The organism is Streptomyces sp. NBC_00102, from assembly GCF_026343115.1.
Classification (GTDB): domain Bacteria; phylum Actinomycetota; class Actinomycetes; order Streptomycetales; family Streptomycetaceae; genus Streptomyces.
Map to the genome: position 1 here is coordinate 259,959 of NZ_JAPEMC010000003.1, position 20,198 is coordinate 280,156.

At 73.0% G+C, this 20,198-nt stretch carries 17 protein-coding genes and 1 pseudogene; 11 read left to right on the forward strand and 7 right to left on the reverse strand.

Going from position 1 to position 20,198, the window contains the following annotated elements; genetic code table 11:
* Positions 1-109: 109 nt before the first annotated feature.
* Together OHA55_RS31735 and OHA55_RS31740 are read right to left on the reverse strand one after the other, a co-directional pair.
* A complete protein-coding gene (locus OHA55_RS31735; protein WP_266713041.1) occupies positions 110-793 on the reverse strand; it encodes a ribonuclease H in 684 nt (227 codons plus the stop codon).
* A 39-nt stretch (positions 794-832) separates the two neighbouring features.
* Positions 833-1,627, reverse strand: a complete 795-nt coding sequence (locus OHA55_RS31740; protein WP_266713042.1) for an SDR family NAD(P)-dependent oxidoreductase — start codon at positions 1,625-1,627, stop codon at positions 833-835.
* Between the two features lie 247 nt (positions 1,628-1,874).
* Between OHA55_RS31740 and OHA55_RS31745 the strand changes: the two genes are divergently transcribed.
* Positions 1,875-3,761, forward strand: coding sequence for an ABC transporter ATP-binding protein (locus tag OHA55_RS31745; protein ID WP_266713043.1), 1,887 nt, complete (start codon positions 1,875-1,877; stop codon positions 3,759-3,761).
* Between the two features lie 511 nt (positions 3,762-4,272).
* Here the strand turns inward: OHA55_RS31745 and OHA55_RS31750 are convergent.
* Entirely contained in the window at positions 4,273-5,001 is a 729-nt protein-coding gene (locus OHA55_RS31750) for a dienelactone hydrolase family protein (protein WP_266713045.1), read from the reverse strand.
* A gap of 306 nt (positions 5,002-5,307) precedes the next feature.
* On the opposite strand from OHA55_RS31750, the pseudogene OHA55_RS31755 reads away from it, so the two are divergent.
* Positions 5,308-5,712, forward strand: a pseudogene (locus tag OHA55_RS31755) (VOC family protein).
* Positions 5,713-6,106: 394 nt separating this feature from the next.
* On the opposite strand, the gene OHA55_RS31760 reads toward OHA55_RS31755, so the two are convergent.
* From OHA55_RS31760 to OHA55_RS31770, 3 genes are all read right to left on the reverse strand, one after another.
* A complete protein-coding gene (locus OHA55_RS31760; protein ID WP_266713047.1) occupies positions 6,107-6,481 on the reverse strand; it encodes a hypothetical protein in 375 nt (124 codons plus the stop codon).
* 83 nt (positions 6,482-6,564) lie between these two features.
* Entirely contained in the window at positions 6,565-7,314 is a 750-nt protein-coding gene (locus tag OHA55_RS31765; protein WP_266713049.1) for a hypothetical protein, read from the reverse strand.
* A 79-nt stretch (positions 7,315-7,393) separates the two neighbouring features.
* Positions 7,394-8,413: an endonuclease/exonuclease/phosphatase family protein gene (locus tag OHA55_RS31770; RefSeq protein WP_266713051.1), complete on the reverse strand. Its 1,020-nt coding sequence runs from the start codon at positions 8,411-8,413 to the stop codon at positions 7,394-7,396.
* Between the two features lie 797 nt (positions 8,414-9,210).
* On the opposite strand from OHA55_RS31770, the gene OHA55_RS31775 reads away from it, so the two are divergent.
* From OHA55_RS31775 to OHA55_RS31815, 9 genes are all read left to right on the forward strand, one after another.
* A complete protein-coding gene (locus OHA55_RS31775) occupies positions 9,211-10,341 on the forward strand; it encodes a glycosyltransferase (RefSeq protein ID WP_266713053.1) in 1,131 nt (376 codons plus the stop codon).
* A complete protein-coding gene (locus OHA55_RS31780) occupies positions 10,338-11,828 on the forward strand; it encodes an exopolysaccharide biosynthesis polyprenyl glycosylphosphotransferase (protein WP_266713055.1) in 1,491 nt (496 codons plus the stop codon). Before OHA55_RS31775 ends, OHA55_RS31780 begins: the two co-directional genes overlap by 4 nt.
* 2 nt (positions 11,829-11,830) lie before the next feature.
* Complete coding sequence (locus OHA55_RS31785) at positions 11,831-13,255, forward strand: O-antigen ligase (protein WP_266713057.1); 1,425 nt, start codon at positions 11,831-11,833, stop codon at positions 13,253-13,255.
* A gap of 107 nt (positions 13,256-13,362) precedes the next feature.
* Positions 13,363-15,024 carry a murein biosynthesis integral membrane protein MurJ gene (gene murJ, locus OHA55_RS31790; RefSeq protein ID WP_266713558.1) on the forward strand — a complete coding sequence of 554 codons (1,662 nt, stop codon included), beginning with the start codon at positions 13,363-13,365 and terminating at the stop codon, positions 15,022-15,024.
* Positions 15,014-15,826 (forward strand): polysaccharide deacetylase family protein, encoded by an 813-nt coding sequence (locus OHA55_RS31795; protein WP_266713059.1) that lies wholly within the window; start codon positions 15,014-15,016, stop codon positions 15,824-15,826. Before murJ ends, OHA55_RS31795 begins: the two co-directional genes overlap by 11 nt.
* Positions 15,823-16,953: a glycosyltransferase gene (locus OHA55_RS31800; protein WP_266713061.1), complete on the forward strand. Its 1,131-nt coding sequence runs from the start codon at positions 15,823-15,825 to the stop codon at positions 16,951-16,953. Before OHA55_RS31795 ends, OHA55_RS31800 begins: the two co-directional genes overlap by 4 nt.
* Positions 16,950-17,636: a lipopolysaccharide biosynthesis protein gene (locus OHA55_RS31805; RefSeq protein ID WP_266713063.1), complete on the forward strand. Its 687-nt coding sequence runs from the start codon at positions 16,950-16,952 to the stop codon at positions 17,634-17,636. The genes OHA55_RS31800 and OHA55_RS31805 overlap by 4 nt, the downstream gene beginning before the upstream one ends.
* Entirely contained in the window at positions 17,633-18,793 is a 1,161-nt protein-coding gene (locus OHA55_RS31810) for a GNAT family N-acetyltransferase (protein WP_266713065.1), read from the forward strand. Before OHA55_RS31805 ends, OHA55_RS31810 begins: the two co-directional genes overlap by 4 nt.
* Before the next feature lie 134 nt (positions 18,794-18,927).
* Positions 18,928-19,230, forward strand: a complete 303-nt coding sequence (locus OHA55_RS31815; RefSeq protein ID WP_266713067.1) for a chaplin — start codon at positions 18,928-18,930, stop codon at positions 19,228-19,230.
* Positions 19,231-19,327: 97 nt separating this feature from the next.
* Here the strand turns inward: OHA55_RS31815 and OHA55_RS31820 are convergent, their stop codons facing one another.
* Entirely contained in the window at positions 19,328-20,188 is an 861-nt protein-coding gene (locus tag OHA55_RS31820; protein ID WP_266713069.1) for a tyrosinase family protein, read from the reverse strand.
* Positions 20,189-20,198: the final 10 nt, after the last annotated feature.

Consider the following 20,198-nt stretch of genomic DNA (forward strand, 5'->3'; position numbering starts at 1 on the left):
CCGCCGGATGCGCGGGCGCGGACCACTGGATGCGCGGGTCAGGACACCCGACGGGCGTCCCCGGCCGCGCGTGACGGCCCGGCGGTGGGCCGCCGGGCCGGGGAACGGCTCAGACCGCTTCGGTACGGCACTCCGGGTGACCCCAGCCGGCCGGGTTCTTCGCGATCATCTCCTGGGCGGCGTAGGGCTTGCCGCAACGGCACCGACCGGCGAACTTCGCCCGGATCGTGGCCCCCGAACGGGCTTGGCCGGAGGCTGCCTTCGCCGTCTTCGCGGGTGCGCTCTTCACCGCCCGGGAAGGGGCGGGTTCGGGCAGGGCGGCCGTGCCGTGGGCGGTACCGGCGGGCAGCTGCGTCACGGCCGCCTCGCTCGCGGCCTGGTCGGCCAGCGCGTTCAGCGGGTCTCCACCGACCTGATGGGCGGGGACGTACTGGAAGCGCACCGCACGGCCTGCCAGCAGCTCGTCGATGCGGACGACCAGCTCCTGGTTGGCGACCGGCTTGCCGCCCGAAGTCTTCCAGCCGTTGCGCTTCCAGCCGGGCAGCCACTTGGTCACGGCGTTCATCGCGTACTGCGAGTCCATGCGCACCTCGACCGGGACGGCGGGGTCGGTCGACTCCAGCAGCGAGCGCAGTGCGGTCAGCTCGGCGACGTTGTTGGTGGCGGTGCCGAGCGGCCCCGCCTCCCACCGCTGTGGGCGCCCCGCCGCGTCCGCGACCACCCATGCCCAGGCGGCGGGCCCGGGATTGCCCTTCGACGCCCCGTCACACGCGGCGATGATGCTCTCGTCCATACCCCCGATCATGCCAGCCCCCAGGGACGGCTCCGGCCGTCAGGGCAGGATCGAGTCGACGTACCCGCCGTCCACCCGGACTGCCGCACCGGTGGTGGCGGAGGCCTGGGCGGAGCTGAGGTAGACGACCAGGTCGGTGATCTCCTCGGGTTCGATGAGGCGCTGGAGCAGTGACTGCGGCCGGTGCAGGCGCATGAACGCGCGCTGCGCCTCGTCCCAGGGCAGGTCCTTGTCCACGAGTTCGTACACGAACTTCTCGACGCCTCCGGTGTGGGTGGGGCCGGCGATCACCGAGTTGACCGTCACACCGGTTCCGGCCGCCTCCTTGGCGAAACCCCGCGAGACGGCGAGCAGCGCGGTCTTGGACATCCCGTAGTGGATCATCTCGGCGGGGATCACGATCGCGGAGTCGCTCGCGATGTTCTGCACCCTGCCCCAGCCCCGCTCCTTCATCCCGGGCAGGTAGCGGCGGATCAGCCGGACCGCGCTGAGGACGTTCGTGTCGAAGTAGGTCCGCCATTCCTCGTCGGTGATCTCCAGCGGTGGGCGTGCCCCGAAGATGCCGAGGTTGTTGACGAGGACGTCGGCCTCGGGGACGGCCCGCCCGAGCCGCTCGGCGCCCTCCTCAGTGACAAGGTCGCAGGCGACGCCCCGGACGTCCGCATCCGGGACCCCGTCCCGCAGGGTCCGCGCAGCCGACTCCAGCCGGTCCTCGTCGCGTCCGGTCAGCACCACCGAGGCGCCGGCCGCGGCGAGGCCGGAGGCGATGGCGAGACCGATTCCCTGCGACGATCCGGTGACGACCGCCGTCCTGCCCGTCAGGTCGATACGCACCTCGTGGTCCTTTCCGCCGGGTCCGGGTGCCGGAGCGGCACGCGAGTCCACCCTCGCACCGCGCGGGGCGCACCGCTTCCGGAATGGCGGACACTGCCGGTGCGGGCACGGCGCGTCCGCACGCGACGGGAACCGGCCCCCTCGCGACATCGAACCCCTTGACCTCAACAATGCTTGAGGTCCTACTTTCCTGTCCTACGGGCCCCCTGCGGGCCGTCCGTCGGTCGGAAGAACCCGGAGCTCCTGCATGGACATGGAATTCACCGCCTGGTCGTCGCTGCACAGCGTGATGAACGCCGAGCGCGACCGCCGGCCGTTCTCGGGGGCGACCCTGCGCCGCATCCTCGGCTTCGCCCGCCCGCACCGCCCGAGGCTGGTGCGGTTCCTGGTCGTCAGCGTGGCGGGAGCCCTGCTCGCCGTGGCCACACCGGTCCTCGCCGGCAAGGTGGTCGACGCGATCGTCAAGGGCGGCCAGGACGGCACCGTCGTCCGTCTCGCCCTGCTCATCGCGGTCATCGCGCTGGCGGAGGCGGGCATCGGGCTGCTCACCCGCTGGCTCTCGTCCAACCTGGGCGAGGGGCTCATCCTGGACCTGCGGACGGCGGTCTTCGACCACGTCCAGCGGATGCCGGTGGCCTTCTTCACCCGCACCCGCACGGGGGCGCTGGTGAGCCGGCTCAACAGTGACGTCATCGGGGCGCAGCGGGCGTTCAGCAACACCCTCTCGGGTGTGGTCGCCAACCTCGTCACTCTGGTCCTGACGCTCGCCGTGATGCTCAGCATCTCCTGGCAGATCACGCTGCTCGCCCTGGTGCTGCTGCCGGTGTTCGTCGTCCCGGCCCGCCGCCGGGGCGCCCGGATGGCTTCGCTCCAACGGGAGGCGGCCGCCCACAACGCGGCGATGGCCACGCAGATGACGGAGCGCTTCTCGGCGCCGGGCGCGACCCTCGTCAAGCTCTTCGGCAGGCCCGCCGACGAGTCCTCCGAGTTCGCGGCCCGGGCCCGCCGGGTGCGGGACATCGGCGTCCGTACGGCCATGGCGCAGTCCGGCTTCATCACCGCCCTCACCCTGGTCTCCGCGCTGGCGCTCGCGCTGGTCTACGGGCTGGGCGGCCACTTCGCCCAGCAGGGCACGCTCGAACCCGGTGCCGTCGTCTCGCTCGCCCTGCTGCTGACCCGTCTGTACGCGCCGCTCACCTCGCTCGCGGGTGCCCGGGTTGAGGTGATGAGCGCACTGGTCAGCTTCGAGCGCGTCTTCGAGATCCTGGACCTCAAGCCGTTGATCACCGAGAAGCCGGACGCCCGGCGGGTGCCGGACGGCCCGGTCTCGGTGGAGTTCGACGGCGTCTCGTTCGGTTATCCGTCCGCCGACAAGGTCTCCCTCGCCTCGCTGGAGGCGGTCGCCACGCTGGACGACCGGGGCGGCGCACAGGTGCTTCACGACGTGTCGTTCGTGGCGCGGCCCGGCCGGATGGTCGCGCTGGTCGGCTCCTCGGGGGCGGGCAAGTCGACGATCGCGCAGCTGCTCCCCCGGCTGTACGACACCGACGCGGGAGCCGTCCGGCTGAACGGCGTGGACGTCCGCGACCTGACCGCCGACTCGGTGCGCGAGACGATCGGCATGGTGACCCAGGACGGCCACCTGTTCCACGAGTCCGTACGGGCCAACCTGCTGCTGGCGCGTCCGGAGGCCGCGGAGGACGAGATCTGGGAAGCCCTGCGCCGCTCGCGGCTCGACGGACTGGTGGCCTCCCTCCCGGACGGCCTGGACACGGTGGTCGGCGAGCGCGGATACCGCCTGTCGGGCGGCGAGCGCCAGCGGCTCACCATCGCCCGGCTGCTGTTGGCCCGTCAGCGGGTGGTGATCCTCGACGAGGCGACCGCGCACCTCGACTCCACCTCGGAGGCGTCGGTCCAGGAGGCGCTGGCCGAAGCGCTGGAGGGCCGTACGGCGGTGGTGATCGCCCACCGGCTCTCGACGGTGCGCGCGGCCGACCAGATCCTCGTCGTCGAGGCGGGACGCATCGTCGAACGCGGCACCCACGACGAGCTCCTCGCCCTCGGCGGACGGTACGAGGAGCTGTACCGCACCCAGTTCGAACGCCCGGACGCCGCGCCGCACGCGGTGGGGTGACCACGCGCAGCGGGCTTCCGGCCCTCACGACCCGGAAGCCCGCCCGTCACTCCGGGCCGGGCGAGGCCGACCTCGTGGGAGCCGACAGCCGAGGGAGGTCCGCCGCGGAAGTGGAGGCCGGTTTCAAGACCGTCGGGACGCCCGGCACGCACCCGACGCCGCTCCTTGGCGGCAAACCCTGGCTGACGCGGCACTGGGACAACGGCCGACCGCCGATGCCGGTCCGCCTGGCGCCGCGAGGCGAGAACCGTCAGCAGCGGTCCCATCCATCCCTGGCGGACGAGGGCGATCTGAGTCGGCAGTGGGGACACTGGGTCGAGTGCCCTCCCACGGACCCATGTCCCCGGTTCGATCTCCACGTTGTTCACCCGGGCCCACGTCGCGGCCCGTTGGCACCGCTCCGTGGACAGGTGCGGCAAGTAGTTGTCACAGCCATGCCAAACAGTCCGGACCGAACGCGCCGGCCGACAACGAGGTCCGGGCCGGCGCGGCCGAGTACCGAGGTCTCGTGTCAGCGCAGATGCCGGGCGAAGAACCGCAGCGAGCTGTCCACTTCGAACGACGGCACATCCCCGTGTTTTCCAGGGTTGGCGTGCAGCGTCTTCTCAGCCGAGGCAAGGGCGTCGAACAACGCCAGGCTCTGGTCCTGCGGCACCATCTGATCATCCCACTGGACCAGGAACTGCACCGGCGTGGTGATTCGTCCCGCGTCCTCGGCCAGCCCGTGCACGCCGAGCAGTCCCAGCACCGCCGCGCGAATCCGCGGTTCCGCGGCGATGAGCGGGATGCCGAGCCCGCAGCCCATCGACATGCCGCAGTAGCCCACAGGGCCGACACCGACCTGGTCGAGTCGCTGGACCGCGGTCAGGACCGCTTGCCAGTCCGCGACGGCCTGTGGGGCCAGATGGCTGTGCATGCCGGCGACAAGCGCGCCCGGATTCTCACCGGCGGCCATGCCGGCCCGCATCTCGGACGCGATCCGGCCGAACTCCTCGTCCTTGTGCCGGTCTCCGTGGTTGGGCGCGTCGATCGCAACGACCGCGAAACCCTCGGCGGCGTAGCGGCGCGCGCGGGACACGATGCCCGGGGCCGTCTTGTGCTGTCCGCCCCCGTGGCCCAGCAGAATCAGGGGACGAGTGCCGCAGGCCTCTTCCGGCGTCCACAGCACGCCGGGGATCTCGTCGAGGGTGAACAACTGTTCGATGACGCCGTCCGAAGACGTCGAGGAGATGAAGCGCATCAGCGGTTCAAGCCTTTCGGAATGCCTTGTACAGGCGCCCCTCAGGCCCTGCGAAGGAGGGAGCCTTGACTGGTCACAGTGTTGATGGGACTCACCGCCTCGAATGCGCAGGGGTGCACGGAGACGCCGAGGGTCTCACAAAGATCATCACCCGCCGCACCTCGCCAGGGCGAACACTGGCTGATGCGGTACTGGGATCAGCGCCCCATGACGCCGAGTCACTCTAGCCCTGAGCTCGCCGGCATCCAATCCCACGGACACGGCAGCTGATTCATGAGGGGACTGTCCCTGCCACGAGGTGGAACGATGCCGGCCGGCGCCTCAGCCCATGTCCGCATCGCCCGACTCTCACGTGACCTCCCGACCGGCGGAACGCTTCTGGGTCCACGGTCTCGACACCCTGTACCAGCACGCGGCGGACGGCCCCCCGGGCCGGAGCCCGCTCCTGACGGTCGGCCGGCCCGAGGCCGGCCGGCATCTGGAACTCGTTCACGCCCCTGCCGCGCCTGTGGAGCCGCAGCCAACCGCTGAAGACCTGCTGGTCGCCCACCGCGACGAACCAGTGCCCGACTTCCTGGCGGAGCGGCTTGAGCGGCACGGCGGGAAGCGAGTGCCCGCCCACCATCCGTACGGGGACACCTGGGGCGTGACTTTCAGGACCCCGACGGCCATCTGCTGGTGCTGCCCTCTCGCACGTGGTCCAACTCCTGACACGACACCGGCCTCGATCATTCATGCTGAGCCGTCGACGGCGGCACGTTCCCTGCCGATGGGCGGGGTTGGGCAGGCCGCGGGGTTCGACGGCATGGGTGACGATGTCGGTCCAGGGCCAATGGTGTGCGGATCTCAGGCGCCGGAAGCCGGCGGTCGTGATGATCCGGGCGGCGGCGCGCGACACGGAGAGACCCGACCGAGCCTCTCCTGGCGCCTGTTGTGCGCAGATCATCCGCTCACGGCCGGGAGAAGCCCATCCCCCTGGACCTGACGCCTCATCAGGTTCCCTCCCGGAAGCTCGCCGACGCGAGCGACTCGACCTGGACCGGCCGGTCGCCCGTCCACTCGTCGCGGGGTTTGGTACGACCCCGAGCCCCCGGCCGGCCCAGGGTCAGCCCCGTCCGGCCCGTGCCCCGCGTACGAGCCGGGCGGCACCGCTCACCGCCCGGCCCGCCCCGCCCTCCCTGCCCCGGCGCAGCACCGCGCGACCGCAGCCGCGCCACTGCACGGGTGGTACCGGGACGCCGACCGCGGTGCGGGTGGCCAGGGCGTTCACCGAGGTCATCGGATCACCGGCGGCCATCCGCGCCAGCAGGGCACCGGCCACGAGCGGAAGGAGGGCACCGGCGAGGGCGGAACCGGCACCGGCGACATGGCGGATGCGAGGGCGGGCACTCGAAGCGGCAGGCACCGAAGCGGAGGGCGCCGAAGCGGCGAACGACGAACCGGAGGGCCCGAAATCGGTGGGCCGCGAAGGGGTGGGCATGGTCCGATTCGACCAGCGGAGGTCCGGCCTGCGGATGCGCGACCCTACTCAGTACGCTGCGGCCCGGTACTCACGAGCGCGGGTCAGGCCACCCCGTTGTCGGCGCGCAGCAGCCGCAGGAACGCCTTGAGACCGGTGATGATCTCCTCGTTGCTGGTCAGCCGGTTCACCGTCGACTCGAACTCCCGTGCCAGGGCCTCGATCCGGCGGTCGGCCTCGTCGGCCCGCCGGTGCGCGGAGAGCGCCGAGGTGTCGGCGGTGCGCCGCAGTTCGGCGAGGGCCCGGTACTGCTCCTCCACCCGCTCCTCCAGAGCTTTCGCTCCCGCCGTCAGGCCGTCCACCCGGTCGCGCAGCTCCACCACGTCGTCGCGCGGGAAGGTGACGTCCTTGAGGAGGGAGCCCAGCCGCTCGCGCAGCTGGGCGAAGTAGGCGCCCGCGGGCCGGAAGGCGGTACTCAGCAGGAAGAAGGCGGCCACCCAGTAGCCCGCCCTGCCGCCTAGGACGAGGGTGGCCGTGAGGACGAGCAGCGCGGTCACGGCATGGCCGGCCACCGCCACCCGCAGCATCATCCGTGCGATCCGTGCCGCCTCGTCGTCGCGGGCCCGGGCGATCTCCAGGCCCTTGTCCCGGCTGACGGCGATCTCGGTGAGCACCGACCGGGCCCGGAAGTAGAGGTTCCAGGGGAGGGTCAGCAGGAGGAGCAGCCAGAGCAGGCAGGCGATACCGGCGCCCACCCCCAGGACCGTGGCGAGGGGTGCGTCGGTGGCGTACAGCAGTGCCACCGAACCCGCCAGAACGGCGACGGCGAAGATCGCGCCCACGAACTTGCCCATGCTGCTCCCCCGGTTCGCCCACGACGACATGACCAACCGTCATGGTCGTGCGGAGAGAGACCCGTCCGCATGAGTACGGCTACTCAGCGCCCCCGGTCCGCAGGTCGGCGTACGCGGCGACCGGCAGGTGGTCGCTTCCCGTGGCGGGGAGGGCACGGATGCCGGTGACGCGGACGGACCGCGCGAGGACCTGGTCGATCCGGGCCAGCGGGAACGCCCCGGGCCAGCTGAACGCCACTCCGGAGGCGGGGGCGTCCAGGAGTGCGCGGAGCGGGCGCAGCCCCCGGTCGTCCACGGTGCTGTTGAGGTCGCCGAGCAGGAGCACCCGCTCCAGCGGTTCGTCGCGGATCGCGCCCGCGAGGAGGGCGGCGCTCTCGTCGCGGAGTGCGCAGCGCAGGCCCGTCGCGCCGATGCGGATGGACGGCAGGTGGGCGACGTAGACGGCGAGGTCGCCGTCCGGGGTGCGCGCGGTGGCCCTCAGGCCCCGGTTCCAGTCCTCGGGGATACCGTCCGGCCGGATGTCCACGGGACGCACGTCCGCCAGGGGGAAGGCCGACCAGAGCCCCACGGTGCCGCTCACCGCATGGTGCGGGAAGCGCGGCGCGAGGGCCTTCTCGTACACCGGCAGTGCCTGCGGGGTCAGCTCCTCCAGGGCGACGATCCGCGCCCCGCTCCGGTTCAGGGCCGCCGCGGTGCCCACCGGGTCGGCGTTCTCGTCGCTGACGTTGTGCTGGACCACGACCAGGTGGCCGGAACCGTCGGTCCCCCCGAGAAAGAGGCCGCCGAACCGCACGCCCCAGACGAGGGCGGGGAGCAGCACGGCCACCACGGCGAGCGGCGCCCTCCTCAGCAGCCCGACGCAGAGCAGTACCGGCACGGCGAGGCCGAGCCACGGCAGCAAGGTCTCCAGCAGACTTCCCAGCCGGCCGGGGGTGTTGGGGAGCAGCCGGGGCACGGCGAGCAGCACGGCGACCACCACGGCGAGCGCGGCTCCCGCCTTCCCCCGCCTCGGCAGGTGCCACCTCCGCCGGGCGGGTCCGGCCGTCTGCGCCCGCGGTTCGCCCTGGGGGACGGGGGCGGGGGTTCTTGCCGGTCGCATCGCTCTCCTCGATCCGTACGGTGCACCGGGGACGGTGAGAGCTCCCGCGCGCGTGCCGGAGCGGCTCGCCGGCCCGCGAGCCGGCCGCCGGTCCGGATCGCACCGATGGACGACGCGGGAGAGGCTCCGTCCGGTTCCGCCGCGGGGCGGCGCTCCCTTCCCGGGCGACGACGTGTGCACTCGTGCGGGCACAGCTGCGGAAGGGGGTCACCGCATCGAGGAGGTGGTGCGCCCGGCGGAACGGGTCGGCGCCGGTAGACGGAGCGTTCGGCCGAATGGATCGAAACTCCGGGCGGGGCGCGGTCATCACGGAGGAATGCGAGTGAAGTCCCTTGGCCGGTTCCCCGCTTCCACGCCTCTGTCATGGATATGAGGATCCGAACGGGAATTCCCGTGAAGGACAGCAAGGCTCTTCGGGCGAAAGGGTGAAGGAGCGCCTCCCGTTGCCCCGCCGGAACGTTTCCGCTCATGCGGCGCACGGACTCCCACGACATTCGAACAGCTCAGTGACGTGCGGCATTCGGGTCCGGCGCGGCCAGTCGAACGAGCGAGTCATACACGCATTCCGGCTGACAGTCTGTCAAAGTGCACTTCGGTTTAACTCATTTTCCATCCTCGCGCGACAGCGCGACGCGAACAACCCCGCCCGGAAAGGCGGGCACCCATGACCGCCCCCGGAAACCACACAGAACGCATGTGCACACCTTTTCGATCGGTCACGCATTCCGCCGGCCACATCGGGGTGCGCACGGAAACTGCCGAAGGCGCCGCGAGAACGTCACCCCGGAGCAATTCTGTTGAAGATTCTTCACCTCGTTCAGCCTGTGGAGGGCGGCGTCGCCCGGGTCGTCGTCGATCTCGTACGGGCGCAGGTACGCGCCGGGCTCCGGCCCGTCGTCGCGTGTCCGCCGGACGGTCCGCTGGCCGCGCGGGCATCCGCCGCGGGGGCTGAGGTCCACGACTGGCGGGCCGTACGCAACCCAGGCCCCGGGCTGGCCCGCGAGATCGCCGGAGCCCGGGCCCTGGTCCGGGAACTCCGCCCGCAGGTGGTGCACGCGCACAGCGCGAAGGCCGGACTGGCGGGGCGGATGGCGGTGCGTGGGCGGATTCCGACCGTCTTCCAGCCGCACGCCTGGTCGTTCGAGGCGGTACGGGGAAGTGCCGCGTCGACCGTACTGAAGTGGGAGCGTTTCGGGGCGCGTTGGGCGGACCGGGTGCTCTGCGTCAGCGACTGGGAACGCCGGGCGGGCGAGCGGGCGGGAATCGCGGCCCGCTGGTCGGTGATCCACAACGGCATCGATCTCACCCACTTCCGCCCGGCCGGTCCCCTGGACCGTGCCGCCGCCCGGGCCGGACTCGGCCTCCCGGACGGGCCGCCGCTGCTTGTCTGCGTCGGCCGTCTGAGCCGGCAGAAGGGCCAGGACGTCCTGCTGGAGGCGTGGCGCGGGATGCGCCCGGGGACCGCCCGGCTCGCCCTGGTCGGCGGCGGACCGGAGGAGTCACGGCTGCGCGGAGCGGCTCCGGCGGACGTCCTGTTCGCCGGGACGGCCGACGACGTGCGCCCCTGGATCCACGCGGCCGACGCCGTCGTACTGCCGTCGCGCTGGGAGGGCATGGCCCTCGCGCCGCTGGAGGCGATGGCCTGCGGCAGACCGGTGGTGATGACCGACGTCGCCGGTGCCAGGGAGAGCCTGCCGCCCGGGCAGGACACCCACTGCCTCGTCCCGCCGGACGACCCGGCGGCCCTCGGCGCCTCCCTCACCGCCCTGCTCTCCGACGCCGCCCTCCGTACGGAACTCGGCCTCGCCGCCCAGCTGCACGCCCGCGCGGTCTTCGACGTCCGCAGGACCGCGGCGGACGTCACCCGCCTCTACCAGGAACTTGTCCATCCGTCCGGCACCACGACGAGAGAGCGCACCGAGCGATGACGACGGAGAGTGCATCACTCCCGGGCACTGCCCGGGGGACCACGCTGCCCCCTGTTTCTTCCACCGTCCATCGACCACGCGGCGGCCCGGTCCGGCGCTACTCCGAGCCCGTCGTCCGGCAGGTCGGCCGGCACCGGCTGACCGTGCTGCTCGTGGGAGCGGACGGGCTCGTCGCGGTCCTCGCCCCGGCGGTGGGTCCCGCCCCGCGGTGGCCACTCGCCGTCTTCGCGGTCCAGGCGGCCGCGCAGCTGTTGCTCCACTCCTCCCGTGGCCTCTACCGGCCCCGGCTGTCCCGCTCCGCGGCGGCCGAGTTCCCGGCGGTGCTCGGACTGACGCTGCTCCAGTGGTTCGTGACCGCCGAGACCCTCACCACGTACGACACCCGCTACGCGATCGGCTGGACCACGCTGCTCTGCGCGGTGGGGGTGCAGACGCTCTTCGCTTGCGTCGCGCGGGGCGTGCTGTACCGGGCCGCGGCGCGTTCCGCCGCCCGCCGGCCCCGGCCGACCCTGGTGGTGGGATCGGGCCCGCTCGCCCGGAGCGTCACGGCCGCCCTCCGGGAGCACACCGAGTACGGCCTGCGGGCGGTGGGCCGCGTCGCGCTGTCCACGGCGGACGCGGGCATGGTGGCGGAGGACGGCCCGGTGGGCCGGACTCCGGTCCTGCGCACCCGGGAGGAGGCGGGCCGGACCGTCGTACGCGAGCGGGTGGGCCACGTGCTGTTCACCGAACATCCTGCGGCGACCCCCGAGGGCACCGACCTGTTCGCCCTGCTCGCCGGGCACGGCTGCCGCATGTGGCTGCTCGAGCCTCCGGCAACCGGCGCGATCCCCGAGCACCGGCCCGCACGTCCGGACCACTTGTGGGGGTACTCCGCGCACCGCCTGCACGCCGGGCGTCAACACCCCTTCTCCCACGCGGTCAAGCGTGCGATGGACATCGTCCTCGCTTCCGTCGCGCTACTGGCCGCCTCCCCCGCACTGGCGGCCTGCGCGTTGGCGGTACGGGCCTGCGACGGGCCGGGGGTGCTCTTCCGGCAGGAGCGACTCGGCCTGCACGGAAGGCCGTTCACCCTCCTGAAGTTCCGTACGCTGCGGCCCGCCGACGCGCACGAGTCGGCCACCCGGTGGAACGTGTCCGGCGACCGGCGCATGAGCGCGGTCGGCCGGGCGCTCCGCCGTACCTCGCTGGACGAACTGCCGCAGCTGTGGAACGTCCTGCGCGGGGACATGAGCCTGGTCGGCCCCCGGCCCGAACGCCCCTTCTTCGCAGCACAGTTCAGCACCATCCACCCCGGGTACCAGGCGCGCCACCGGATGCCCGTGGGTATCACCGGGCTCGCCCAGGTGAACGGTCTGCGCGGAGACACCTCGATCGAGGACCGCGCGCGCTTCGACAACCGGTACATCGAGACCTGGTCCCTCTGGCAGGACGTCTGCGTGCTCGCCCGCACCGTCCTCTCCCTCTTCCGGTGCGGAGGCAGCTGAGCATGACAACCCCCACGACCGACGCCCCGGTCGCACCCGCCCCCACCGCGTCGCCCGCGTACGTCGCGGCACCGGCCCCGCCGCCGAAGACGGTGCCTTCGCCCTCTCCCGGGAAGGGGTCCGCGGCCGGCGCGCTGGACCTGTGGGCCCTGCTGCCGCTGGTGGCGACCGTCCTGCTGCTCGCCCTCCCCGTCCGCGGCGCCGGAACGCCCGACTCCGCCGGGGCGCATCCGGCCGACCTCGCGTCGGGTGTGGCGGTCCTCTGCTGTCTGGTACGGCTGCTGGCCCGGCGCGTCCGCCCCCTGCCGGCGGGCGCGGTGCTCGTCGCCGCGCTCGCGGTCGTCGGGTTCGCCGTGGCGACCGTCACCGCCTCGGACCCGGTGGCGGCGCTGCCCGGCTTCGTGCGGTATCTCCAGATCTTCGTCCTCGTGCCGCTCGCCGTGTGCCTGACGATCCGGGACGCCCGCGGCTTCCGGCTCCTCACGGCGGCGCTCGTCCTGCTCGCCCTGGTCCAAGGGTTCATCGGAATCCGCCAGTTCGCCACCGGCACCGGGGCCTCGTACATGGGCGAGGAGGTCCGTGCGGTCGGGACCTTCGGCCCCGGCGACATCATGGGCATGGCGACGGTCGTGGCGTACGGGCTGCTCGCCGCCGTTCCGTACGCGCTCTGCCCGCCCGCCTCCACCCGCCGCTGGCTGCGCCCCTGTGCGTTCGCCGTCACCGCGGGGCTGGTCGTGGCGCTCGCCGTCTCGTTCAGCCGGGGTTCGTGGATCGCCACGGCGCTGGCGGCGCTCACGGTCGTCGTACTGACCGGGCGGCGCACGGCGGCGCGCTCCCTGCTGGTCCTGGGCGCGCTGTCGGTGGTCCTGGTCGGCGGGTTCGGCATCGGTTCCGACATGGTCCGCGAGCGGCTCTCCAGCGTCACCGACGTGGCGAGCGCGCCCGACCGCTCCGTCAACGACCGGTACACCCTGTGGGAGGCCGCCGGAAGCATGTGGCGGGAGCGTCCGGCGACCGGCGTCGGTCTCAAGGGCTTCCCGGAGTTCCGCGACGGTCACGCCTCGATCGGTCTCTCCTCCGGCAGCGACACGGAGGGGGCGGGCCAGGAGTTCCGCAGGCAGTCCCTGCTCTCCCCGCACAACATGTATCTGCTGGTCCTCGGCGAGCAGGGGCTGATCGGGTTCGTCACCGTCGTGGGCGGCTGGCTGGCGGTCCTCGTGGCCTCGGTACGTGCCCTGTTCCTGGCCCGCCGCCGGATGGCAGGTGCGGTCGACTGCGGGCTGGTGGCCGTGGGACTGGTGGTGTGGCAGAGCGTCGACTTCCTGTACTCGGACATCGGCGGGCCCACCACCGTGCTCACGGGTGTCGTGCTGGGGCTGGGCGCGTGGTGGGCGCTGACCGCGCCGGCGAAGGCGGCCGGCGAGTGAGCGACACCACGACCGGCCCCGGTCCCTTTGCCGGGCCACCGCCCGGAGCGGAGGGGACCGGGGTGGCGGCGCCCCGCCGGGCACCCCTCCCGGACCCGGGGCCGCCGGTGGCCGGGGCTCCGGCCGCCGACGCCGGCGCCATCGGCGGGACCGCGCCCCGTCGGGCCGCCCCGGTGCTGTCGCGGTTCCTGGCGCGTGCCGCCGCGGCGACCGCGGGGCTCACGCTGTTCGGCGCCGTGCTGGGGCTGCTGCGCGACCAGACCGTCGCCCACCTCTTCGGCGCGGGCGGTGACAGCGACGCCTTCCTGGTCGCCTGGACCGTCCCGGAGATGGCGGCGACGCTGCTGATCGAGGACGGAATGGCGCTGCTGCTGGTACCGGCGTTCAGCCAGGTGCTGGCCCGCCGGGCGGCCCCGGCCGGCCCGGACGGCATCGAGGACGAGCCGGTCCGCGCCTTCGTGGCGGCGACCCTCCCCAGGCTCTTCACCCTGCTGGCCGGGGGCGCGGCGCTGCTGTTCGCTGGCGCTCCCTGGGTGGTCGGGATGCTGGCGCCCGGACTGGCCGATCCCCGGCTCGCCGTGGACTGCACCCGGCTGACCGCCGTCACGGTGCTCACCTTCGGGATCACCGGGTACTTCAGCGCCGCGCTGCGGGCGCACGGGAGCTTCGGCCCTCCGGCCGCCGTGTACGTCGCGTACAACGCCGGGATCATCGCGATGACCCTCGGCCTGCACTCGGTGTGGGGGGTGCGGGCCGCGGCGGTGGGGGTGGCCGTCGGCAGCGCGCTGATGGTCCTGGTCCAGGTCCCCTCCTTCTGCTCCCGGGTGCTCGTCCGGGAACGCGCCGCGCTGCCGGAGCGTCCGGACGCCGCAAGCGCGGCCGTTCCCCGGCTCCCGGGCTCCGCCTCGCGGCTGCCCGGCGCCGCGGTCCTCGCCCCCGTGCTGCTCTTCGTGGTGGCCCGTCAGGCGCAGGTACTGGTCGAGCGGTTCCTCGCCTCCTCACTGCCCGCCGGTTCCATCTCGCATCTGAACTACGCGCAGAAGGTCGCGCAGATGCCGATGGTGCTGTCGCTGATGATCTGCACGGTGACCTTCCCGGTGGTCGCGCAGGCGATGGCGGACGGCGACCGGGAGAGTGCCCGGCTGCGGGTCGAACGCGACCTGGCGCTGGCCGCCCTGGTGGTGCTGCTCGGCACCGCCATGGTCGTCGGGTACGCCCCACAGATCGTCGAAGTCCTCTTCCAGCGCGGCGCGTTCGACGCGGAGGACACCCGGGCGACCGCCGACGTGATGCGGGTCTACGCCCTCGGTCTCCTCGGCCACTGCCTGGTCGGCGCGCTGGGCCGGCCGTTCTTCTCCTCCGGACGCCCCACCTGGTACCCCGGTTTCGCGATGGCCACCGGGCTGGTGGTCACGACCGGTACCGGGTTCGCCGTGACGTACTCCTACGGCGTCCTCGGCATCGCCGCCGCGAACGCGGTGGGGATCACCGTCACGGCAGCGCTCCTTCTCCAGGGGCTCGGCTCCCGGGTGGTCGCCATCGAGGTGCGGGCGGTGAGCCTCTCCCTCCTGCGTCCGATGGTGCCGGCCGCCGTCGCCGCCGCGGCCGGCTGGGTCTTCGCGGGCGCCGTCGCCGATCCCGTCCTGGGCCTCGCCGCGGGGTGTGTCCTCGTCCCCTCCGTCTTCCTCCTCACCGGACGCGCCTGCCGGGTTCCCGAAGTCGTCCATCTGCTGGCCCTGACCCGAGAGAGGTTCATCCATGGCAAGTGACCCGTCGGCGTACCTCGCCGTCCCCCGCCCGGCCCGCCTGAGCCCTGCCACCGACTCCAGGCCGTGGATCTGGACCTACCACTCGGTCGGCGACCCGTCGGACGACCCGTACGGCATCACCGTCTCTCCCGAGCGCCTGGACACCCAACTGGCCTGGCTGCGAAGCCGTCGGATGGTGGGCGTGTCGGTGGGGACCCTGCTGCGCGAGCACGCCGGGGGCAGGCGCGGTCTGGTGGGGCTGACCTTCGACGACGGGTACGCGGACTTCGTGGACGCGGCCCTGCCGGTCCTGCGCCGGTACGGCTTCACCGCCACCGTGTTCGTCCTGCCCGGCCGCGACGGCGGGACCAACGAATGGGATCCGGAGGGCCCTCGCAAGCCGCTCCTCACCCACACCCAGATCCGGCGGCTCGCGGACACGGGCATGGAGATCGGCTCGCACGGCCTCCGCCACCGGGATCTGACGGCACTGCCCGACGAAGAGGTCCACGCGGAGACCCGGCGCAGCCGCGAACTCGTCCGGGAACTCACCGGGACCGCCCCGGAGGGCTTCTGCCACCCGTACGGCTACGCCGACCAGCGAGTTCTGGACTCGGTGCGCGAGGCGGGGTACGTGTACGGATGCGCCCTGCAACCAGGCCCACTCGTGGGCGACTTCGCGCTGCCGCGCACCCATGTCAGCCACGCGGACCAGGGGTTGCGACTGCGCGCGAAGGAGTTGCGGCACCACATGCGCCACCGGGCGGGCCGCACGCCTTCCGGCCCGGTCCCCTCGGGCCCGCTCGCGGGGGCCCGCCGGTGAAGGTGCTGCACGTGATCACGGGCCTCGGAATCGGCGGCGCCGAGCAGCAGTTGCGATTGATGATCCGTCACCTGCCGGTCTCCTGCGACGTGGTGACGCTCACCAACCCCGGCGCGGTCGCCGACGGACTGCGGGCCGACGGGGTGAACGTCACCCACCTCGGCATGGCGGGCAATCGTGACCTGAGGGCGGTCGGCCGGCTCACCCGGCTCGTCCGACGCGGCGCGTACGACCTCGTGCACACCCACCTCTACCGGGCCTGCGTCTACGGCCGGATCGCCGCGAGGCTCGCCGGGGTGCGCGCCGGTGTCTCCACCGAACACTCGCTGGGGCACGCGGAGATCGAGGGCCGGCCACTGACCGCCGGCACCCGTGCGCTCTATCTGGGGACGGAACGGCTGGGCTCCGCGACGGTCGCGGTCTCCCCCACCGTGGCCGGCCGGCTGCGGCAGTGGGGCGTGCCCGACGAGCGCATCCACGTGGTGCCGAACGGCATCGACGCGCGGGCGTTCCGGTTCGACGCGGACTCCCGGCGCTCCACCCGCGCCCTCCTCGGCCTGCCCCCGGACGCGTTCGTGGTCGGGGGTGTGGGCCGGCTGGTCCCGGGGAAGCGGTTCGACGCGCTCGTGCGGGCCGTCGCGGCGCTGCCCGGCGTCCGGCTGGTGCTGGCCGGGGAGGGGCCGGAGCTCGGGTCGCTGCGCGCCCTGGCGGCACGGCTCGGCGCGGCGGACCGCGTCCTCTTCCTCGGGACCTGCGACACCTCCGGCCCCGGCCCGGACGTGGCCGCGGTCCTCGGTGCGGTCGACGTGTTCGTCTCCGCCTCCCGCGAGGAATCGTTCGGGCTGGCCGTCGTGGAGGCGCTCGCGTCGGGCCTGCACGTCCTGCACCACGCCTGCCCCGCGCTCGACGACCTCCCCGCGGGCAGCGCCCCGGGCGCCCGCCGGATCACCGGCGACCCCACCGAACTCGCCGCGGCCCTGCGGGGCCTGGCGGCGATCGGTCCCCAGCGTCTTCCCCAGCCCGCCGCCGTCGCCGCGTACGACATCCGGCGCAGCAGTCATCACCTCATGGACGTGTACCGCCACGTCCTGGCCACGTCCCGTCGTCTGGAAAGAGCAGAGTCATGACCGAAACCCCCGCCCAGAACCCGGCCGCTCCCGGACGGACCCGCCGGCTCCGCTCCGCCCTCCGTCCGCCCCTCTGGTGGCCGCTGCCCGCCTGCGCCCTGCTGGGTGCCGCCTGCGGAGTCTCCTACGGTCTGTTCACACCGAAGAGTTACGAGGCCACCGGATACGCGATGACCGTCGCGGCGACGAAGACCACCGACCCGGCGGCGGCGCTGGGGTACGCGCAGTCGTACGGCCGGCTGGCGACCGGCGACGCGACCCTCGGCTACGCGCAGGGCGCGGCGGGCGAACCGCTGCGGAAGCTGCGGGGCCACGTCCGGGCGGAGACCTCCCCCGACTCGCCGATGATCGCGGTCACCGGTACGGCCGCCCGGCCCCGGCAGGCCGCCGAGATCGCGGACGCCGTGGTCGAGGCCCTCATCGTCAGCGGGGGCCACGTCTCCAAGGACACCGGGGTGAAGCTGATCCAGTTCACCCACGCCGTCGCGCCGAGCGACCCGGCCTCGCCCTCCGTACCGCTCTCCGCGGCGGTGGGCGGCAGCGCGGGCGGGCTCGTCGGCGGGCTGCTGCTCCTGGTGCGGCGGCGGCCCGAGGAGCACCCGGCCCAGGCTCCGGCGCAGGTGCCGGGCCCCGCGCACGAGGCGGAGTCGCTGGTGACAGAGGAGCGGGAGCCCGCGCGATGACACCGCTGCGGCAGGATCCTCTGAGGGTCACGCTCTGCCGGGACGGCCGGGAGTTCGCCGCCCTGGCGCCCGAGTGGGACGCGCTGCACCGCCGCTGCCCGTCGGCGACACCGTTCCAGAGTCACGCCTGGCTGCACTCCTGGTGGCTGTCGTACGGGCAGGACCGGAATCTCCGGGTCGTCCTGGTGCGGCGCGGCGGGCGGCTGGCGGGGGCGGCGGCGCTGCTGCTCGCGCACCGTCCCATGCCGGTGCTGATGCCGATGGGCGGGGCGATCTCGGACTTCTTCGACATCCTCGTCGACGAGGAGTCCGGCGAGGCCGGGACCCAGGCTGTGGTCGGCGCCCTCGCGCGCGGCCTCCGCCGAACCGCCCGCTCCAGCGTGATCGACCTGCGCGAGGTGCGCCCCGACGCCTTGGCGCAGCGGCTCTTCGCCGCCTGGACGGGGCCCAGGGTCCGGCTCACGGACTCCACCTGCATGGAGTTGCCGGCCGCGCCGCTCGCCACGCTGGCCAAGGAGATGTCGGGCTCCCGCGCCCAGCGGGTGCGGGCCAAGCTCAGGAAGGTCGAGGCGCTGGGCGTCGTGTGCCGCGAGGTGCCGGTCGAGCGGGTTCCGGCCACCGTGGGCGATCTGCTGCGGCTGCACGCGTTGCAGTGGAGCGGGCGGGGCGTCAACCCCGAGCATCTGCGACCCCGTTTCGCGGCCCATCTGACGCACGCGGCGGGACGGATGGTCCGCGACGGCGGGGCCACGCTCACGGAGTTCCTGCTGGACGGGGAGGTGCTGGCGGCGAACCTGTCGTTGCACTCGGGTCCGCTGACCGGCTGCTACCTGTACGGAGCGCATCCCCTGCTGCGGGAGCGGAAGGTGGACGTGGCGACCCTGCTGCTGCGCGAGGTCTCGCGGCAGGCGGCCGCCGACGGGCGGCGGACGCTGAGCCTGCTGCGCGGCGCGGAGCAGTACAAGAGTTACTGGCAGCCGGTCTCGGTGGTCAACCAGCGGCTGCTGCTGTCCCGGCCGGCGCTCGAACCGGTGCTGCGGCTGCGTGCGTCGCAGGTGGCGGCGAGGGACCGGGCGGCCAGGGCGGTGAAGGCACGTTTCCCCGCCGCGCGGGACTGGCACGAGCGCTTCACCGCTCTGACGGGGGCGGGTCACTGAGCCATCCGGCGGAGCCCTACCCAGAACTTCCGTTCCGATCCGTTACCGCCCGCCGTTCTCCGCGTTGGTCAGTCAGTGCGGGGCCGCAATACCCCGTAGCTCCACAACGAAACGTTCTTCCATAGGAGTTCTTGATGTCGCGTATCACGAAGGTCGCCGCCGTCCTGGCGGGCACCGGCGCCCTCATCGCCGGCGGCGCCGGCTTCGCCTCGGCCGACGCCGGGGCCGGTGCGGTCGCCGCGGGCTCCCCCGGCGTCATCTCGGGCAACATCATCTCGGTGCCCGTGCACGTCCCGGTCAACGTCTGCGGCAACACGATCAACGTCGTCGGTCTGCTGAACCCGGCGTTCGGCAACACCTGCGTCAACGGCTCGGCCCAGCCGCAGCCGCTCCACGAGGACGCCTACGAGGGCGACCACGACGCGTACGGTCACTGACCCGGACATGCTGACGGCGGCCGGTCTCCCCTCCTCATCCCCGGAGGGGAGACCGGCCGCCGCGCTGTTCGCCGCCTGTCGACGGAGATCATCACCGTCAGGCGTAGCCGTACACGGTGCTGTGGTCGAGCAGCGCGGACGGCGCCACTCCCCAGGGTGGCAGCGGCTCGTTCCGGGAGAACACCCGGCCGCTCTGGGGATCGTCGTCGGCGAGTTCGCGGGCGGGCAGGTAGCCGGAGCCCGGATGTGCTCGCTGCCAGCGGTCCCAGAGCCGGTCGATGAACGCGTGGTGCAGCCAGAAGACCGGGTCGTTCGGTGAGCCCGCCCCGGCCATCGCGCCGCCGACCCAGCGGTGCACCTGGTTGTGGTTGCTGATGGCGCGGGCGCCCCGGATGCCCCACCCCTCCACCCGGTTGCGGAAGCCGGTCCGGCTGAGGCTGTTCCACGGCTCGGTGTCGTACAGCGGGTCGTTCAGCGCGTCCCGCACGTCCTTCCCCGTGGGCAGTGTCACCGGATCGGCCGGCCGGCCGAAGTCACGGGTGAGGAAAAGACCGTCTCCGGCGCCGTTGCTGATCGACCAGTTCCCCTCCCGGTGGGCGAAGGGGCCCGTGGTGACCTGCCGGTCCCCTTCCCTCCCGTTGCCGCCGAGGAAGTCCGGCGTCCACGGCGGTCCCCCCGGCGAACGGTCGAGGGTCCAGTCCCAGTACGGGACGGAGACCACCGGATCGGTCTCGCGCAGGGCCCGCTCGAACTCCAGCAGGTACTGGCGGTGCCAGGGGAAGAACGACGGGGTCATGTGCGCCGCCCGGGGCCGGGTCTCCCCGTCCGTGACGTAGAACTCGCGGTGCATCGCCACGAAGTCGTCGTACCTCCCCGAGCGCTTGAGCGTCAGCACGGCGTCGACGAACCTCTTCCGTTCGGTCCGGGTGAGATCGCGCTGGTTCTTTCGGCTGTACACCTTCCACCTG